The 14,749-nt window shown below is 71.9% G+C and carries 14 protein-coding genes; 4 read left to right on the top strand and 10 right to left on the bottom strand.

Annotation, left to right across the window (positions count from 1 at the left end):
- Positions 1–222: 222 nt before the first annotated feature.
- The 7 genes from AC3RJ7_RS11765 to AC3RJ7_RS11735 all read right to left on the bottom strand — a co-directional run bounded on the left by AC3RJ7_RS11765 (position 223) and on the right by AC3RJ7_RS11735 (position 6,343).
- Positions 223–1,179: an ROK family protein gene (locus AC3RJ7_RS11765; protein ID WP_491456014.1), complete on the bottom strand. Its 957-nt coding sequence runs from the start codon at positions 1,177–1,179 to the stop codon at positions 223–225.
- Entirely contained in the window at positions 1,176–1,946 is a 771-nt protein-coding gene (locus AC3RJ7_RS11760; protein ID WP_491456013.1) for a copper homeostasis protein CutC, read from the bottom strand. Before AC3RJ7_RS11760 ends, AC3RJ7_RS11765 begins: the two co-directional genes overlap by 4 nt.
- A complete protein-coding gene (locus AC3RJ7_RS11755) occupies positions 1,943–2,956 on the bottom strand; it encodes an asparaginase (protein WP_491456012.1) in 1,014 nt (337 codons plus the stop codon). The genes AC3RJ7_RS11760 and AC3RJ7_RS11755 overlap by 4 nt, the downstream gene beginning before the upstream one ends.
- Positions 2,956–3,876: an amino acid ABC transporter permease gene (locus AC3RJ7_RS11750; RefSeq protein WP_491456011.1), complete on the bottom strand. Its 921-nt coding sequence runs from the start codon at positions 3,874–3,876 to the stop codon at positions 2,956–2,958. The genes AC3RJ7_RS11755 and AC3RJ7_RS11750 overlap by 1 nt, the downstream gene beginning before the upstream one ends.
- Positions 3,873–4,517 carry an amino acid ABC transporter permease gene (locus AC3RJ7_RS11745; RefSeq protein ID WP_491456010.1) on the bottom strand — a complete coding sequence of 215 codons (645 nt, stop codon included), beginning with the start codon at positions 4,515–4,517 and terminating at the stop codon, positions 3,873–3,875. Before AC3RJ7_RS11745 ends, AC3RJ7_RS11750 begins: the two co-directional genes overlap by 4 nt.
- Before the next feature lie 71 nt (positions 4,518–4,588).
- Entirely contained in the window at positions 4,589–5,533 is a 945-nt protein-coding gene (locus AC3RJ7_RS11740) for a glutamate ABC transporter substrate-binding protein (protein ID WP_491456009.1), read from the bottom strand.
- 57 nt (positions 5,534–5,590) lie between these two features.
- Positions 5,591–6,343, bottom strand: coding sequence for an amino acid ABC transporter ATP-binding protein (locus AC3RJ7_RS11735; protein ID WP_491456008.1), 753 nt, complete (start codon positions 6,341–6,343; stop codon positions 5,591–5,593).
- A gap of 209 nt (positions 6,344–6,552) precedes the next feature.
- Between AC3RJ7_RS11735 and AC3RJ7_RS11730 the strand changes: the two genes are divergently transcribed.
- From AC3RJ7_RS11730 to AC3RJ7_RS11720, 3 genes are read left to right on the top strand one after another with little or no spacing between them, the layout of a single operon-like run.
- Positions 6,553–7,677, top strand: a complete 1,125-nt coding sequence (locus AC3RJ7_RS11730; RefSeq protein ID WP_491456007.1) for an ROK family transcriptional regulator — start codon at positions 6,553–6,555, stop codon at positions 7,675–7,677.
- A complete protein-coding gene (locus tag AC3RJ7_RS11725) occupies positions 7,674–8,666 on the top strand; it encodes a Gfo/Idh/MocA family protein (RefSeq protein ID WP_491456006.1) in 993 nt (330 codons plus the stop codon). Before AC3RJ7_RS11730 ends, AC3RJ7_RS11725 begins: the two co-directional genes overlap by 4 nt.
- Positions 8,663–9,430, top strand: a complete 768-nt coding sequence (locus tag AC3RJ7_RS11720) for an SDR family NAD(P)-dependent oxidoreductase (RefSeq protein ID WP_491456005.1) — start codon at positions 8,663–8,665, stop codon at positions 9,428–9,430. The genes AC3RJ7_RS11725 and AC3RJ7_RS11720 overlap by 4 nt, the downstream gene beginning before the upstream one ends.
- A 44-nt stretch (positions 9,431–9,474) precedes the next feature.
- On the opposite strand, the gene AC3RJ7_RS11715 is transcribed toward AC3RJ7_RS11720, so the two are convergent.
- Both AC3RJ7_RS11715 and AC3RJ7_RS11710 read right to left on the bottom strand, forming a co-directional pair.
- The gene (locus AC3RJ7_RS11715) at positions 9,475–11,601 is read right to left on the bottom strand and encodes a DEAD/DEAH box helicase (RefSeq protein ID WP_491456004.1); all 2,127 of its coding nucleotides are present in this window, start codon (positions 11,599–11,601) and stop codon (positions 9,475–9,477) included.
- A gap of 226 nt (positions 11,602–11,827) precedes the next feature.
- Entirely contained in the window at positions 11,828–12,559 is a 732-nt protein-coding gene (locus tag AC3RJ7_RS11710) for a ZIP family metal transporter (protein ID WP_491456003.1), read from the bottom strand.
- 58 nt (positions 12,560–12,617) lie between these two features.
- Here AC3RJ7_RS11710 and AC3RJ7_RS11705 point away from each other — a divergent pair, with 58 nt between their 5' ends.
- On the top strand, positions 12,618–12,827 hold the full coding sequence (locus AC3RJ7_RS11705; protein WP_491456002.1) for a hypothetical protein: 210 nt from the start codon (positions 12,618–12,620) through the stop codon (positions 12,825–12,827).
- Between the two features lie 36 nt (positions 12,828–12,863).
- On the opposite strand, the gene AC3RJ7_RS11700 is transcribed toward AC3RJ7_RS11705, so the two are convergent.
- Positions 12,864–14,720, bottom strand: coding sequence for a DUF2207 family protein (locus AC3RJ7_RS11700; RefSeq protein ID WP_491456001.1), 1,857 nt, complete (start codon positions 14,718–14,720; stop codon positions 12,864–12,866).
- Positions 14,721–14,749: the final 29 nt, after the last annotated feature.

Here is a 14,749-nt window from a genome sequence, read left to right as displayed (position 1 = left end):
GTGCTGGGGGAATCGTCGCTGGAGCCGCTTCATCGGGGCACGACGTTCGGAAGTCTAGCGAACCTCGACTCTGGTGCGACGTCGCCGACGACGTCGCGGCGCGAGGTCGCCAGAATGCCGAAAGCTTCGCGCCAACAACGGCCCCGTCTCCACGGACCCGGCGAGACCGCACGTCGAACCGCGCTCACCCAGTTCTCCCGCGCCACGGTGCGTCGCGCACGGTCAGGCGATCAGCGCCTCCGATGAGAAGGTGTCGACGATCCCTTCGAGCCCCGCGGCCCGGAATGCGAGGATCGTCGCACCGACGCCGCCGGCACCGTCGCCGAGCTCGCTCGTTCTCACTTCGGGCCGCTCACGCCAGGCGAGCCCTTCGGACATCCGTTCCCTCAGCGGGACGAGCAGCGCGTCGCCCGCCCGGGAGAACCCGCCGCCGAGCACGATCACGCCCGGATCGAGCAGGAGCGTCAGGATGACGAGCCCTTGCGCGAGCACGTCCACGGCGTCCGACCAGACCGCGTCGGCCACGGCGTCGACCCCGAGGCGCTCGACGATCTCGCGAGAGCTGCGACGCCCGCCGCCGCCCGCCGCATACCGGCGTGCGACCCCGGCGCCCGAGGCGTAGACCTCGAGACAGCCGCGCTGGCCGCAGGCGCACGCCTCTCCCCCGGGGACCACGGGGATGTGGCCGAACTCCCCGGCGGCACCCGTCGCGCCGACGACGGTGCCGCCGTCGGTCACGAGCGCCGCGGCCACCCCCGTGCCGATCGGCACGAGCACGAAGTCGTCGCGGCCGCGAGCGGCGCCGAACCGGAGCTCGGCGAGCCCGGCGGCACGCACGTCGTGCCCGACGGCGACGGGCATCGACAACGAGGAGCTCAGGACGTCGTGCAGGGGCATGTCGCGCCAGCCGAGGTTGGAGGCGTACCTCACCACTCCCCGCGCCTCGTCGACCGACCCCGGCGTCACGACCGCAGCCCCGACCGGACCGGCCCCGGCGGCGACGGCGATCGCGCCGAGCTCGCGGAACAGCTCGAGCAGCGCCGTCTCGACGTCCTGGGACGGCGTCGGCACGGCGCGCCGCGCGAGCGTGCGCCCGAGCTCGTCCACGACGGCGCCCTTCATGGCGGTCCCGCCGAGGTCGACCGCCAGCACCGAGCGATGAGCTGATCGGGTGGTCATGCCGCAGGCTCCGCCACGTCGAGGGCGGCGCGCATCGCGGCGACGACGTCGCCCGACGTCACGATGCGCTCACCCCGGTCGTAGGCTCGCGCCGTCGGCGACGCGGCGAGTGCATCGGCGAGCGCTGCCGTGGGTACGGGCGCACCCGCCCGCAGGTGCACTTCGCGCACGCCGGTCGCGCCGACGAGCTCGGCGACGTGATCGGGCCGCACACCGCCGCCGGCGAGCACCTCGATCCGCCCGGCGGCGTGGACGACGAGCTCGGTGAGCCCGGATGCACCCTCGCGAGCCGTCCGCGCCCCTCCCGAGGTCAGTACGCGCTCGATGCCGAGGTCGATGAGCAGGTCGAGGGCCGCCACGAGATCGGGGCACTGGTCGAACGCCTTGTGGAAGGTCACCGGGAGTTCGGCGGCCGCATTGACGAGGCGCTCGACCGCCGCGCGATCGATCGTGCCGTCGGGGCTGAGCGCACCGATGACCACCCCGAGCACGACCCCCTCCGAACGCGGAAGGGCCCGCAGCGCGGCGATGTCGGCGACCATGGCGTCGAGTTCGGCGTCGCCGAAGACGAAGTCGCCTCCCCGCTGCCGGATGAGCACCTGGACGCCGATCCGGCGGACGCGGTCCAAGACGGCAGCGACCGTACCGATGCTCGGCGTGAGACCCCCTTCGTCGAGCGCGGCGCAGAGTTCGATCCGATCCGCGCCGGCCGACTCGGCGACCACGGCGCCCTCGATGTCGTCGAGGCAGATTTCGAGCAGCGTCATCGCACCGTCCCCAGGCGGCCCAGTGCGTCGGCCAGGTCCGCTCCGACCCCGATCGCGCCGACCGGTCGTCCGCCGCCCAGCACGGGCACGGCGGCGAGGTCGGTCGCCCCGGCGACGTCGACGCCGAGCGCCTCGAGCACGCGGAGCGCGAGCAGCGTCGTGGCCCGCGGATTGCCGTCGATGACCTTCATCGCGACGGAGGTCCCATCGGCTGCCGCGACGCCGATGACCCCTTCCGCACCGCCCTTGGCGAGGGCGCCGGGCACGGTCTCCATCAGCCGACTGTTCTGGTGCCCGGTGCCGCCGACGTAGAACGGGTGGGCCCGCATCGCGTCGGCCACCGCGGCCTCCGGGGTGGCGGGATCGGCCAAGACGAGCGCCCGGAATCCGCGCGCGAGTCCGCGCACGGTCGTGTCGTACAACGGTGCACCGCACCCGTCGACGGCGTCGTGGCCGACCTCCACACCGGTCACCTGCGTCATCGCCCGCCGCACGGACTGCTGGATGGGGTGCGCGTGGTCGAGGTAGTCGCGCGTCGACCAGCCGTTCACGGCGCACGCGACGAGCATCGCGGCGTGCTTGCCCGAGCAGTTCATCCGCACGGCGCTGCGCGGCTCGCCGGCGCGGATGAGGCGCTCGAACGTCGGCTCGTCCTCGGGACGGTCGGCAGGGCAGCCGAGGTCGGCTGGCCCGAGGCCGACGCGCTCGAGCATCGCGGTCACGACCTCCACGTGCGCGTCCTCGCCCGTGTGGCTGCCCGCGGCGATCGCGAGTTCGGGTCCGTGGAGCTCGGCTCCCGCCTGCAGACACGCGAGCGCCTGCACCGGCTTGACCGTCGAACGCGGGAGCACTCGCGCGTCGGGCGCCCCGAGCTCGAGCAGCGTCTCGCCCCCGGGGCCGATGGCGACGATCGAGCCGAAGTGACGGCTCTCGATCATGCCCGACCGCTCGACGACGGCGAGTTCGGCGAGCGACGGTCCGGTCGAGTCTGCGTGGCGCGACAGTGGCATCAGGAGGCCTTTCTGGAGTTTCCGGCGAGTGCGGGCAGTCGTGGGAGGCGGGGCAGCGGCGATCCCGTGCGGTGCAGGCGGCGCTGCAGTCGCGCCGCGAACGCCGAGAGGCTGCCGTTCACCACGAGGTAGATGAGGGTCACGACGAGGTACGTCGGGATGAGCAGGTGCAGGTAGGTCGCGAGTACCTGGCCCCGGTAGAGCAGTTCGGTGAACGCCACGATGAATCCGAGCGACGTGTCCTTCATCAGGCTGACGAGCTGGGTCACGAGCGAGGGCGTCACGTTGCGCACCGCCTGCGGGAGCACGACCAGCCGACTGGCCTGAGCGGGACGCATCCCGAGGCTCAGCGCGGCTTCGCGCTGGCCTCGCGGGAGGCTGAGCACGCCCGCCCGGATGATCTCGGCGAAGACCGCGGAGTTGGCGATCGTGAGCGGGATGACGAGCTTCCAGAGCGTCGGCACGTTGATGCCGATCTGCGGGAGGCCGAAGAGCATGAGGTAGATCATCAGCAGCACGGGCACGGTCCGGGCGATCTCGATGTACAGGCCGCTCAGGCGGCTGATCCAGACGCGCTGGCTCAGCCGGCCGAAGGCGAGGACCACGCCGAGTGCGGAGCCGAGCAGGGCGACCACGACGGTCGCCTCGAGTGTGCCGAGGAGGCCGACGAAGAGGTACTCCCAGACGGCGGGGTCCGTGAACGGCGCCCATTTCGCCGGGTCGAGCTGGCCGTGCTCGGCGAACTGCCACAGGCCCAGGCCGACGACGGCGGCGAATACGGGGCAGCTCACGAGCGAGCCGATGAGATGACGGCGACGCGACTTCGGCCCGGGCTCGTCGTAGAGGAAGGCGGCCGCGTATCGCGGCGCTTTGCGCGTGCGCGGAGGCGACGGGCGGTCGGGGATCAGTTGCGCCGTCATCGGACGATCGCCACCTTTCGTTCGACCCGGCCGGCCGCGAGCCCGATGGCGAGCGCGATGACCATGTAGATCAGGCCCGCGCTCGAGAAGATGAGGATGGGCTGGGCGGCGACGAGGTTGATCTTGTTCACGGCGGCGGTGAGATCGACGACGCCGACGGCGGCCGCGAGGGCCGTGTTCATGGCCAGCGCGATCATGACGTTGCCGATCGGCTGGACGACGGCGCGAAGCGACTGGGGCAGGACGACGAGCCGCAGCGACTGGGCGAGGGTGAGTCCGAGCGCCCGGGCCGCCTCGAGCTGGCCGACCGCGACCGTGTTGACGCCGCTGCGCACGGCCTCGGAGACGTACGCGGCCTCGTAGACCGTCAGCACGATGATCGAGGTCGGGGTGAGCGGCAGCATGAGACCCGCGTCGGGCAGGGCGAACACCGCGAGGAGCAGCAGCGCGAGCAGCGGGACGTTCACGAAGAACTGGACGTAGGCGAAGGCCCCGACGCGCAGCGCGCGGATCGGGCTGACGCGGGCGACCGTGATGAGCACGCCGAGCACGATGGAGCCGACGCCGGCGAGGATCGCCATCAGCAGGGTCGTGCCGAGCCCCTCGAGCACGAGCCCGAGGTTGTCGAGGAGGGGATTCATGAGCACTCACTGGCGCAGCGCGCCGGTCGGGCGGGTGCAGCGGGCGGTCTGGCCCGCCGCACCCGCGTCGGTCAGGAACCGGGGACGGAGCCGATCTCGGGAGCCGTGGGAACCTCGGAGTCGGTCACGGTGCCGAGCGTGGTCTTCCATGCCTCGGCCCACTGGCCGCCCTCCTGGATCTTCAGCAGCCAGTCGTTCACGAACGCCTTGAACTCGGCGTCGTCGTGCTTCAGGCCGATGCCGTAGGGCTCCTTCGTGAACGGCGTGCCCACGACCTTGATGTCGGGGTTGCTGGCGGCATCGCTCGCGAGCAGCGTGTAGTCCTGCACGTAGGCGTCGCCGCGACCCTGGACGAGCGCCTGGACGGCCGCGGGGTCCGACGCGAACGCGGTGACGGTGGCGTTGGGCGCCACCTCCGGCACGGCGGTCACGGCCGGCGTGTTCGCCCCGACGATGACCTGCTTGCCGTCGAGGTCGTCGACGCCCGTGATCTCGTCGTTGTCGCTCTTCACCGCGACCGCGAGGCCCGACTCGAAGTAGGGACCGGCGAACGAGATCTGCTCGGCACGCTCGGGCGTGATCGTGTAGGTGTTGAACACGACGTCGACCGTGTCGTTCTGCAGCATCGCCTCGCGGGTCTCGGTGGCCGGAGGCACGATCTCCACGTTCGGCTCGCCGAGGATGTAGATCGCGAGCAGCTTGGCGAGGTCGGCGTCGAAGCCCTCGACGTTGTCGGGATTCGTCGGGTCCTGCTGCGAGAGGAGCGGCGCGTCGAGCGCCTCGGCGACGATCAGCTTGCCGCGCTGCTTGATCTTCTCCATCGTCGATCCGGGCAGGATCAGGTCGTCGCTCGCCACGGGGGCGTCGGCGAAGACGGGATTGGTCTCCGCGGAGGCATCCGTCTCGCCGTCGTCGCCCGGCAGGCTCGTCGTGTTGCTCGAGCACGCCGTGACCGCGAAGAGCGCGGCGGCGAGGACGGCGCCGGCGAGCGCCGTCCGTCGTGTGGTGCGGAACATGGTGGTGTCCTTCCTGTGCGGGTTGCGGGTTGTGGTGCAGGTAGAGCTGTGCCGGCCTCAGTGGGACAGCACGGACGCCAGGAACGAGCGGGCACGCTCGGAGCTCGGCGCGTCGAAGAATCGGTCGGGTGCCGCCTCTTCGACGATCCGCCCCTGATCCATGAATACGACCCGGTCGGCGGCCCGGCGTGCGAAGCCCATCTCGTGGGTCACGACGATCATCGTCATGCCCTCGGCCGCGAGCGAGGCCATCACGTCGAGCACCTCACCGACCATCTCGGGGTCGAGTGCGGAGGTCGGCTCGTCGAAGAGCATGACCTTGGGGTGCATCGCGAGCGCGCGCGCGATCGCCGCCCGCTGCTGCTGCCCGCCCGAGAGCTGTGCCGGCAGGTGATCGGCCTTGTCGGCGATGCCGACGCGGTCGAGCAGTTCCATCGCCTCCTGGCGAGCCTCCGCCTTGGGCGTGCGGCGGACGTTGATCGGCGCGAGGGTGACGTTGTCGAGGACGGAGCGGTGCGCGAAGAGGTTGAACGACTGGAACACCATGCCAACGTCGGCACGGAGGTCGGCGAGGGCGGGACCCTCGACCGGAAGCACCTCGCCGTCGATCCGGATCTCGCCGGCGTCGATCGACTCGAGCCGGTTGATCGAACGGCAGAGCGTCGACTTCCCGGAGCCCGACGGGCCGATCACCACGACGACCTCGCGCGGCGCCACCGTGAGGTCGATGTCCTTGAGCACGTGCAGCTCGCCGAAGTACTTGTCGACGGACCGCAGGCTGACCATGGGCCGGGGCTCGGTTGCTGACATCTTTCCTCACATCGTTGTCGGTGGTTGTCGGCGAGCGTACTAACTTAGATTCAAACGTGCAACTCTGTATTTAATTGCTCCAATTATGGAGAAAGTGGGTACAGTAGTCTCGGACCACCGCCGCAGCACGCCATCGGGCGTGAGAGGAAGGACTCGACACGATGCACGGCTCGACCGATCTCCTTCGAGCGCAAGGCTCGGCCTCCGTCGTGCTCGAGCTCATCCGGAACCGGCGGGCGAGCTCCCGCGCCGAGATCGCCCGCGTCACGGGGCTCTCGCCGACGACGGTGGCGCAGCGCGTCGAGTCGCTCATCGATGCCGGCTACGTGCGCGAGGGCGGCATGGGCGCCTCCCAAGGCGGACGCCGGCCGCGTGCGCTCGAGATCGACCCTTCGAGCGGCGTCGTGTGCGCCGTCGATCTCGGCTCGCAACACGCAACCTTCGGCCTGCTCGATCTCTCGGGTCGGCTCATCGCCTCCCGCCGCGAGCGCATCGACATCGCCGAGGGGGTGAACCCCATCCTCACGTGGATGGTCGGCGTCGTCGACTCGCTCGTGTCCGAGCACGCCGAACCGGGACAGCGGCTTCGCGGGTACGGGGTCGGGCTGCCGGGCCCGGTCGACGCGCGCACCGGGGCACTCGTCTCCCCGTCGCGCATGCCGGGCTGGAACGGGGTCGACGTCGCGGGCGAGGTCACACGGCTCACCGGCCTGCCGACGGCCGTCGACAACGACGCGAACCTCATGGCGCTCGGAGAGCACAGCCTGTCGCCCGACATCGAGCAGCTCGTGTTCGTGAAGGTCGGCTCGAGCATCGGCTGCGGCGTGATCGCGTCGGGCGCGCTGCATCACGGTCATCGCGGCATGGCCGGCGACATCAGCCATGTGAACGTGCCCGATGCCCCACCCGTGCTCTGCTCCTGCGGCCGAACCGGGTGCCTCGACGCCGTGGCAGGAGGTGCGGCGATCGTCCGCGCGCTCCGCGAAGCCGGCGTCGAGGTCGACGGGGTCGACGGCGTGCTCGCCCTCGCGAACGACGCGCATCCGCTCGCGACGCAGATGCTGCGCGAGGCGGGCATCCGTGTCGGTCGCGTCCTCGCGACGATCATGAACTTCTTCAACCCGCAGCAGCTCGTGCTCGGCGGCATCCTCGGCGAGTCCGAGGCGTTCGCCGCCGGCGTGCGCTCGGCGATCTACCACGACTGCCTCCCGATGATCACCGATGAGCTCGACATCGCGGTGAGCCGGGCGAAGGAACGGGCGGGCGTGCTCGGCGCGGGTCGCCTCATCCTCGACCGCGTGTTCGACGTCCACGACCTCGACCCGGCCCGATGAGCACGCACCGCATCGCGATCGTCGGAGCCGGTCGGATGGCCGAGGCGCATGCCGCCGCCTGGAACCGCGCCGGTCTCGGCGATGCGATCGCGTACGTCGTCTCGCCGCGCACACGGCCGGCACTCGCATCGGCCACGCGGGCGCAGTGGGTCACGCGCCTCGACGACGCGCTCGCCGACGCGGCCGTCGACATCCTCTCGGTGTGCACGCCCACCCCCGCGCACGCCGAGATCGCGATCGCCGCACTCGACCGCGGCAGGAACGTCCTGCTCGAGAAGCCCATCGCCCTCACGGTGGCCGACGCCGAGGCGGTCGCCGCCGCCGCGCGCCGCAGCGACGGGGTGCTCATGGTCGCGCACGTCGTGCGGTTCATGGCCCCGTACGCCGGGCTCGCCGATCGCGTCGCCCGAGGATCGGTCGGCCGGGTCCGGGTGGTCAGTGCCGCACGGCTCGATTCGGGCCCGCCCCTCGGGTCGTGGTTCGACGACGAACGACGCTCGGGTGGGCTGACCGTCGACTTCGCGATCCACGACTTCGACCAGGCGAACCGCCTGCTCGGCACACCCGTCGCCGTGCAGAGCGTGCGCACCGGCTCGGGGTTCGGCGCTCCCGTCACGACGACGGTCGAGTATGCGGGGGGCGGGATCGCCCGGGTGCTCAGCGTCGCCGACCTGCCGACCGGCTTCACGTTCCGCAGCGAGCTCAGCGTCATCGGCACGACCGGCACCGACTCGATCGAGGCGACCGTCGCCGATGCCGAGGGAGCTTCGGCAGGCGCTGCCGACACGCTCGACGATCCGTTCCTCGCCCAAGCGAGGTACTTCCTCGCGTGCGTCGAGGCGCGATCGGAACCGCTCCGATGCTCGGTGGAGGATGCGGTCGCGGCGCTCCGCGTCGGGCTGGCGGCGCGCGAATCGCTCCGGACGGCGGCTCGCGTCCCGATCCTGCTTCCTGCCGCGGCGGGCCTGACGCCCGGGGGTTCCCGATGAACGTGCTCGACGCCTTCTCGCTCCGGGGCCGGACCGCGTTCGTCACGGGCGGCAGCCGAGGGCTCGGACGCGCCATCGCGCAGGCCCTCGGCGAGGCAGGCGCATCGGTCGCCGTGAGCGCGACGACTGCCGAGGGAGCCGAGGTCGCGGCGCGCGAACTCAAGGCGGCCGGCATCCGCGCCTACGGGGTGCGGCTCGAGGTCTCCGACGTCGATGACGTCGAGCGCGCCGTCGGCGAGGTCGAGGCGGAGTTCGGCCCGATCGACGTGCTCGTGAACAATGCCGGGATCAGCATCGGCGGGGCCGCCTTCGACGCGCCCGACGAGGTGTGGCGCGAAGTCATGTCGGTCAACGTCGACGGGGTCTGGTATTGCAGCCGCGCGGTCGCACGCCGCATGGCCGAGCGCGGCGGAGGCGCGATCGTCAACATCGGCTCGATGTCGGCCGAGATCGTGAACCAGCCGCGGTGGCAGATCTCGTACCTCACGTCCAAGGCCGCCGTGCACCGCATGACCGAGGGCCTCGCCGCCGAGTGGGCGCGGTTCGGCATCCGCGTCAATGCGATCGCGCCCGGCTACTTCCTCACGGAGATGTCACCGGTCGATCAGCCCGAGTACACACCGTACGTCGTCGACCCCGCTCCCATGAAGCGCTACGGTCTCCCCCACGAGCTCGGCCCGGTCGCCGTCTTCCTCGCGAGCGACGCCTCGAGCTTCATGACCGGGTCCGTCGTCAAGGTCGACGGCGGTTTCACCCTGTTCTGAACGGACCCGCGAGCCGCTGCTCCGAGCGGCTCGCGGGGCCGCGGCTACAGCGCCCCGTCGAGCGCCTGCCGCAGCAGGTGCTGCAGCGCGTCGAGCTGCACCGAGTCGGCCGAGCCGGGCTCGACGTCCTGGCCGTCGAGCGCTCGCGCCGCGAGGCCCTGCTTCGAGTCGATGAGCTCCGCGATGCGCGCGTCGACCGTGTGCGCGGCGATGATGCGCCACGCGGTCACGGGCTCGTCCTGGCCGATGCGGTGCACGCGGTCGATCGCCTGCGTCTGCTCGGCGGCCGTCCAGCTGAGCTCGGCGAGCACGACGTTCGACGCGGCCTGCAGGTTGACGCCGACGCCCGCCGCGGTGAGCGAGCAGACGGCGACGTGGACCTCGGGGTCCTTGTTGAACGCGTCGATCGCGGCCTGGCGCTGGAGCGCCGTCTGGTCGCCACGGAGCGACACGGTGCGCAGCTCCCGCGAGGCGAACGCCGCCTCGGCCTGGTCCATCACGTCGATGTGCTTCGCGAAGAACACGACCTTGCCGACCGAGCGGGCCAGCTGCGCGGCGTAGTCGGCCGCGAGGCCGGCCTTCGCCTGGCCGATGCGGCGCACCATCGTGAAGACGTTCTCGCCCGACTTCGCCGACTTCGACTCCTCGAGCTCTGCGCTCGCGACCGCCCGGATGAACTGGTCGCGCTGGTCCTCGTCGAGGTCGCCGACGCGCAGGTGGCGCGCCTCGACGAGTGCGCGGAAGCGCGAGGCGAGGCGATTGCCGAGCTCGCGCTCGGCCGCGCGGACCGAACGGCCCAGCTCGTCGTCGAGCTCGACGGGGAGGTCGGCGATGCGCTTGGCCGGCAGGTCGGCCGCGACATCCACCTTGCGGCGCCGCACGATGCCGAGGTCGATGACGGTACGGCGGGCCTCGGCGTAGAAACCGGGCTCGGCGGGCGTGAGCCCCGTCTCCTCGAGCCTGCCGAGGAGCTCGGGCGACGGCTTGTCGCCCTCGATCCAGCCGAGGAACTGCCAGATCGCCCGGAAGTCGTCGACGTCGTTGATGAGCGGGGTGCCCGTGAGGGCGAGCAGCAGCGGATCGCCGCCGGGCGTGGCGCGCCGGATGCGGTCGGCGAGCGCGAGCACGTTGCGCGAGCGCTGCGACTGCAGGTTCTTGATGAAGTGCGCCTCGTCGACGACCATGCCGCGGAAGCCGAGGGTCGACAGCCACGCCATGTGCCGGTCGAGCACGTCGTAGTTCACGACCACGACGTCGGCGAACGCGTCGAGCGTGTCGCCGTCGCCGTGGATCACCGTGGCGCGACGGTGCGGCGTCCAGCGCTCGACCTCGCGCGCCCAGTTCATCTTCACGACGTTCGGCACGACCGCGAGCAGCGGGTAGGCGTTCGAGACGGATGCCGCGAGGACCGACTGCGCCGTCTTGCCGAGACCCGGCTCGTCGGCGAGCAGGAACGTGCGGTGCCCGTTCCGGGCGCTCTCGATGAAGCGGGCCTGGTGCTTCATGAGCTCGAGGCCGCGCGGCGCGAGCCGGTCGACCCTCGGCGCCTCGGGCAGCTCCATCGTCGCGGCCTGGCCGCCCGAACCCTGCTCGAACGCCTTGAACAGCGGGCCGAGCAGCTCCCAGTTCGCGAGGCGGCGCACGGGAACGATCGGCGCAGTCGGCTTCGAGAAGTCCGGCGCGAGGAACGGGTTGGCGAGCTGCCGCGACTTCACCGACCGCGGGATGACCTGGTTCTCGCTGAGCTGGGGCACGACGGGCTCGGCCTCGCGCGTGATGATGAGCTCGTCGGGGCTCAGCTCGGCGCCCGACTCGAGCAGCCAGTCGCGGCGGAACCGCTGCGCGACCGTCGAGATCGAGGCGTCGGGCTCGAGCAGCTGGATGAGGCTCGTGTCGCGCGCCGCGGTCTTCGCGAGGATCTGCGCGATGCCGTCGAGACGCTTCAGCAGCTCGGCACGGGCGGCGTCGGTGATCTCGGCGTCGCCCTTGACCCGCGCGCGCTCCTCGCGCATGAGGAGCGCGATGACCTGGAACTTCTGCCGGTTCGTCGGACCGAGCTTGCCCTTCTGCGCCTTCTGCTCGACCTCTCGCACCTTGCGGGCGAGGATCGGGATGATGGGCGCGTCGTCGTCGCGCGAACGCGTGCGCTGCCGCTGCCTCTGCTGGGCCATTGTTCTCCCGTTCGTTCGTGCCGATCGCGGCACGTCATCCCCTGCACGCCCCCTCGGCACCGATGGGTGATCGAGCCTGCTGCGACGGCTCGGAGGCCGCGCGGCGCGGTACGCCGAATCCCGAACCGAGCAGCGGCGAGCGGGGCTCGCACGGTCGGCCGAAGAACGGATTCGTCGGGCGCGGTGCCCATTCTAGCGGGCCGGAGGCCCGGAACGGGAAACGGGGTCACCCGGCGACGTGCACCGCGTAGCTCAGGAGGAATCCCGCGGTCGCGAGCAGCCCGGTGAACGCGTGGGCGGTGCGGAAGGCCTCGGGGATCATCGTGTCGCAGATCATGGCGAGGATCGCGCCCGCCGCGATCGCCGTGATGAACGCCGTGAGCTCGCCGGTCGCATCGTCGAGCAACGTGTAGCCGGCGAGCGACGCGAGTCCGCTCGCGAGCGCGATGCCCGTCCACAGCAGGAACACGTACGAGCGCGAGCGACCGCTCGCCTTCAGCTCGGCGGTCGAGCTCAGCCCCTCGGGCAGGTTCGAGATGAACACGGCGACGAAGACGGGGATGCTGATCCCCGCGCCGCCCACCATGCTGAGCCCGAGCACCGCCGACTCGGGGATGCCGTCGAGGAGGGCGCCGACCGCGATGCCGGTGCCGGTGCCGGGGTCCTCTCCCCGGCCGCGCGGGTTGCGCTGGTCGAATCGGTCGAGCAGGCGATTCGCGACGACGTAGACGACGGCGCCGACGGCGAATCCGCCGACGGTCGGCCAGAAGCCGCCCTCGGCCTGCGCCTCGAGCACGAGGTCGTAGGCGAGCGCGGAGACGAGCACACCCGAACCGAACGCCATGACGCCCGCGACGATGCGGGTCGGCACGTCGACGAACCAGGCGATGACGGCACCCGCGAGCAGCGCACCGCCCGCGATGAGGCCCGCGAGGCCCGCCAGCATCCAGTCGGACATGCAGCGAGCATAGGGCGGAGGACTACCCCTGCCGCCGCGACCCGCCTACCCTTGGAGTATGGACGAGCTCGCGGGGGCGGGCGCGGAGTTCGCGCCCGATGACGACGACTTCACGGTGTCGCAGGACACCGAGTTCGACGAGGCCGACGAGGCGCACGACGACGACGAGCGATCGCTCGACGACGGCCTCGACGACGAGCGGCCCGGCATCGACGCCGAACGACGGGTCGACCTGCGCGACGAGCGGGCGCCCGCATCCGACGAGTGAGCGCGGGCCGCGGCACCGCCCGACGCGGGCCGGGGCTCAGACGCCTCCGCCACCGCCGCCGCCACCGCCGCCGCCCGACGAACCGCCGCCGCCCGAGCCGCTCGACGACGAGCTCGAACTCGAGCCCGACCACGAACTGCTCGACGCCGACGAGAACGACGAGACCCCGGCCGTGAATGCCGCCGCGTTGAACCCGTCGCGCCCCGAGTACCAGTCGGGCGAGCCGCCCTCGCGCTCGTAGAGGTCGGCGAGCTCGCGACTCCAGTCGCGTTCGAGCCCGAACAGCACGGCGTACGGCAGCAGCCGTTCATTGAGCTTCAGGACGGCGCGACGGTCGGTCGTGTCGATGCGCAGCGCGCCGCTCGGGCTCTGCAGCATCCGAAGCCGATCGGCTTCGGCCAGCCGGATGTAGAGGCGGAGCCCCTCGAGGTGATCGTGCAGTTCGCGACCCCGCTCGGTGAGGGGGCGGACGTCGGCGACGAGGCCGAGCGTCAGGAGCGCCGCGAGCCCGGCGACGAGGAAGCAGACCACGGGCCAGACCCCGCCCATGACGCCGTCGAGCGCGACGATGCCGAGCAGCAGGCTCAGTCCGGCCCCGACGACCGCGATGATCCCGAGGGCGACCCGCAGTCCGCGGTCGGGGCGTCGCCGCAGGCCTGCGGCGACGACGCCCTTCTTCACCCGCTGGCGGATCGCGAGCAGCCGTCGTCCGAGCGCGGTGTCGCGCGACTTGAGGTCGCGGTACGCGCCGCGCGCGGGCGGCGAGCCGAACAGGGCCCCCTGCACAGCGCGGGCGTGCTCGTCGGCCGGCCCGGCGCCGCCGAGGTATTCGATCGCGTACCGGCGACGGCCGGTCTCGATCACGCGGATGTCTCCCGCGACCGCGCGCTCGAGCACGGTCGCGGTCACGCCCTTGCCCGCCCGGCCGACGAGGTCGGCCGCGACGAACGCGGAGACCCCCTCGGGCGGCTCGTACTGCGCGACGATCGTGCCCCGGCCCGGGTGGTCGCGCCAGCGCACGAGGCGGACGACGACGGCCGCGAGGGCGGCGCCGACCGCGACGAGGCCCGCGACCCCGCCGCCGACCGCCGCGGGAGACGACCAGAACGCGTCGTCACGGGGCGCGATCGTGCCGGCGGTGAAGCCCGCTGCGATGGTGAGGTTCTCGTACGGGCCGATCGCGGCGGCCTCCGCGACGACGACCGTCTCGCCTCCCTCGTCGGCGGTCGAGATCCCGTCGCAGGGGGTGTTCGACCCGCTCCAGCCCCGATAGCACGCCACGGCGCCGGTGAACCCGTCGGCGAGCGCTCCCCCGAACCGCAGCTGCGCCCGCACGACGCCGAACGGCTGCGCCCATCCGGTGCCGTTGACGTCCCAGTAGAACTCGTCGATCGCCGCGTCGTCGGGCACGTGCGTGACGTTGCGCTGGCGGTACTCGATGACGTAGGTCTGCTCGCCGTGCACGAAGTCGTCGGCCCGGATCGTGACGAGCAGGAACTCGCCGTCCTCGTCGGTCTCGGTCTCGAACGCGCGCGGCGCGCCCGTGCCGTCGGTCACCGACTCGATCTCGAGGTCGGTCGGATGGCCGTCGTAGTCGAGCGGGATGGCGCGGCGGATGCCGCGGTTCTGGTCGAACTCGGGGAACCGGGCGACGAGCGTCTCCGTCGTCTCGAGCACCGAACGCCCCTCGGCGTCGAGCGAGAGCTCGTACACCGCGTCGAACGAATCGAAGGTGAAGTCCTCGACCCCCGATCGGACCCCGATCGCCGAGGCGGCGACCGGGACCGCCGCCTCGGCGCCGGGAGCATCGGCGGCGATGATCACGGGCATCGCGACGGCGGCCGCCGCGAGCGCGACGGCCGCGAGGCGGCGGAGCGGTCGGCGAAGCGGCATGCCCCCACGGTAGCGGCCTCCGACGCGGC

Source organism: Agromyces solani (genome assembly GCF_058349925.1).
Note: the sequence above shows the minus strand (reverse complement) of the source record. Positions and strands in the feature narration are given on the sequence as shown.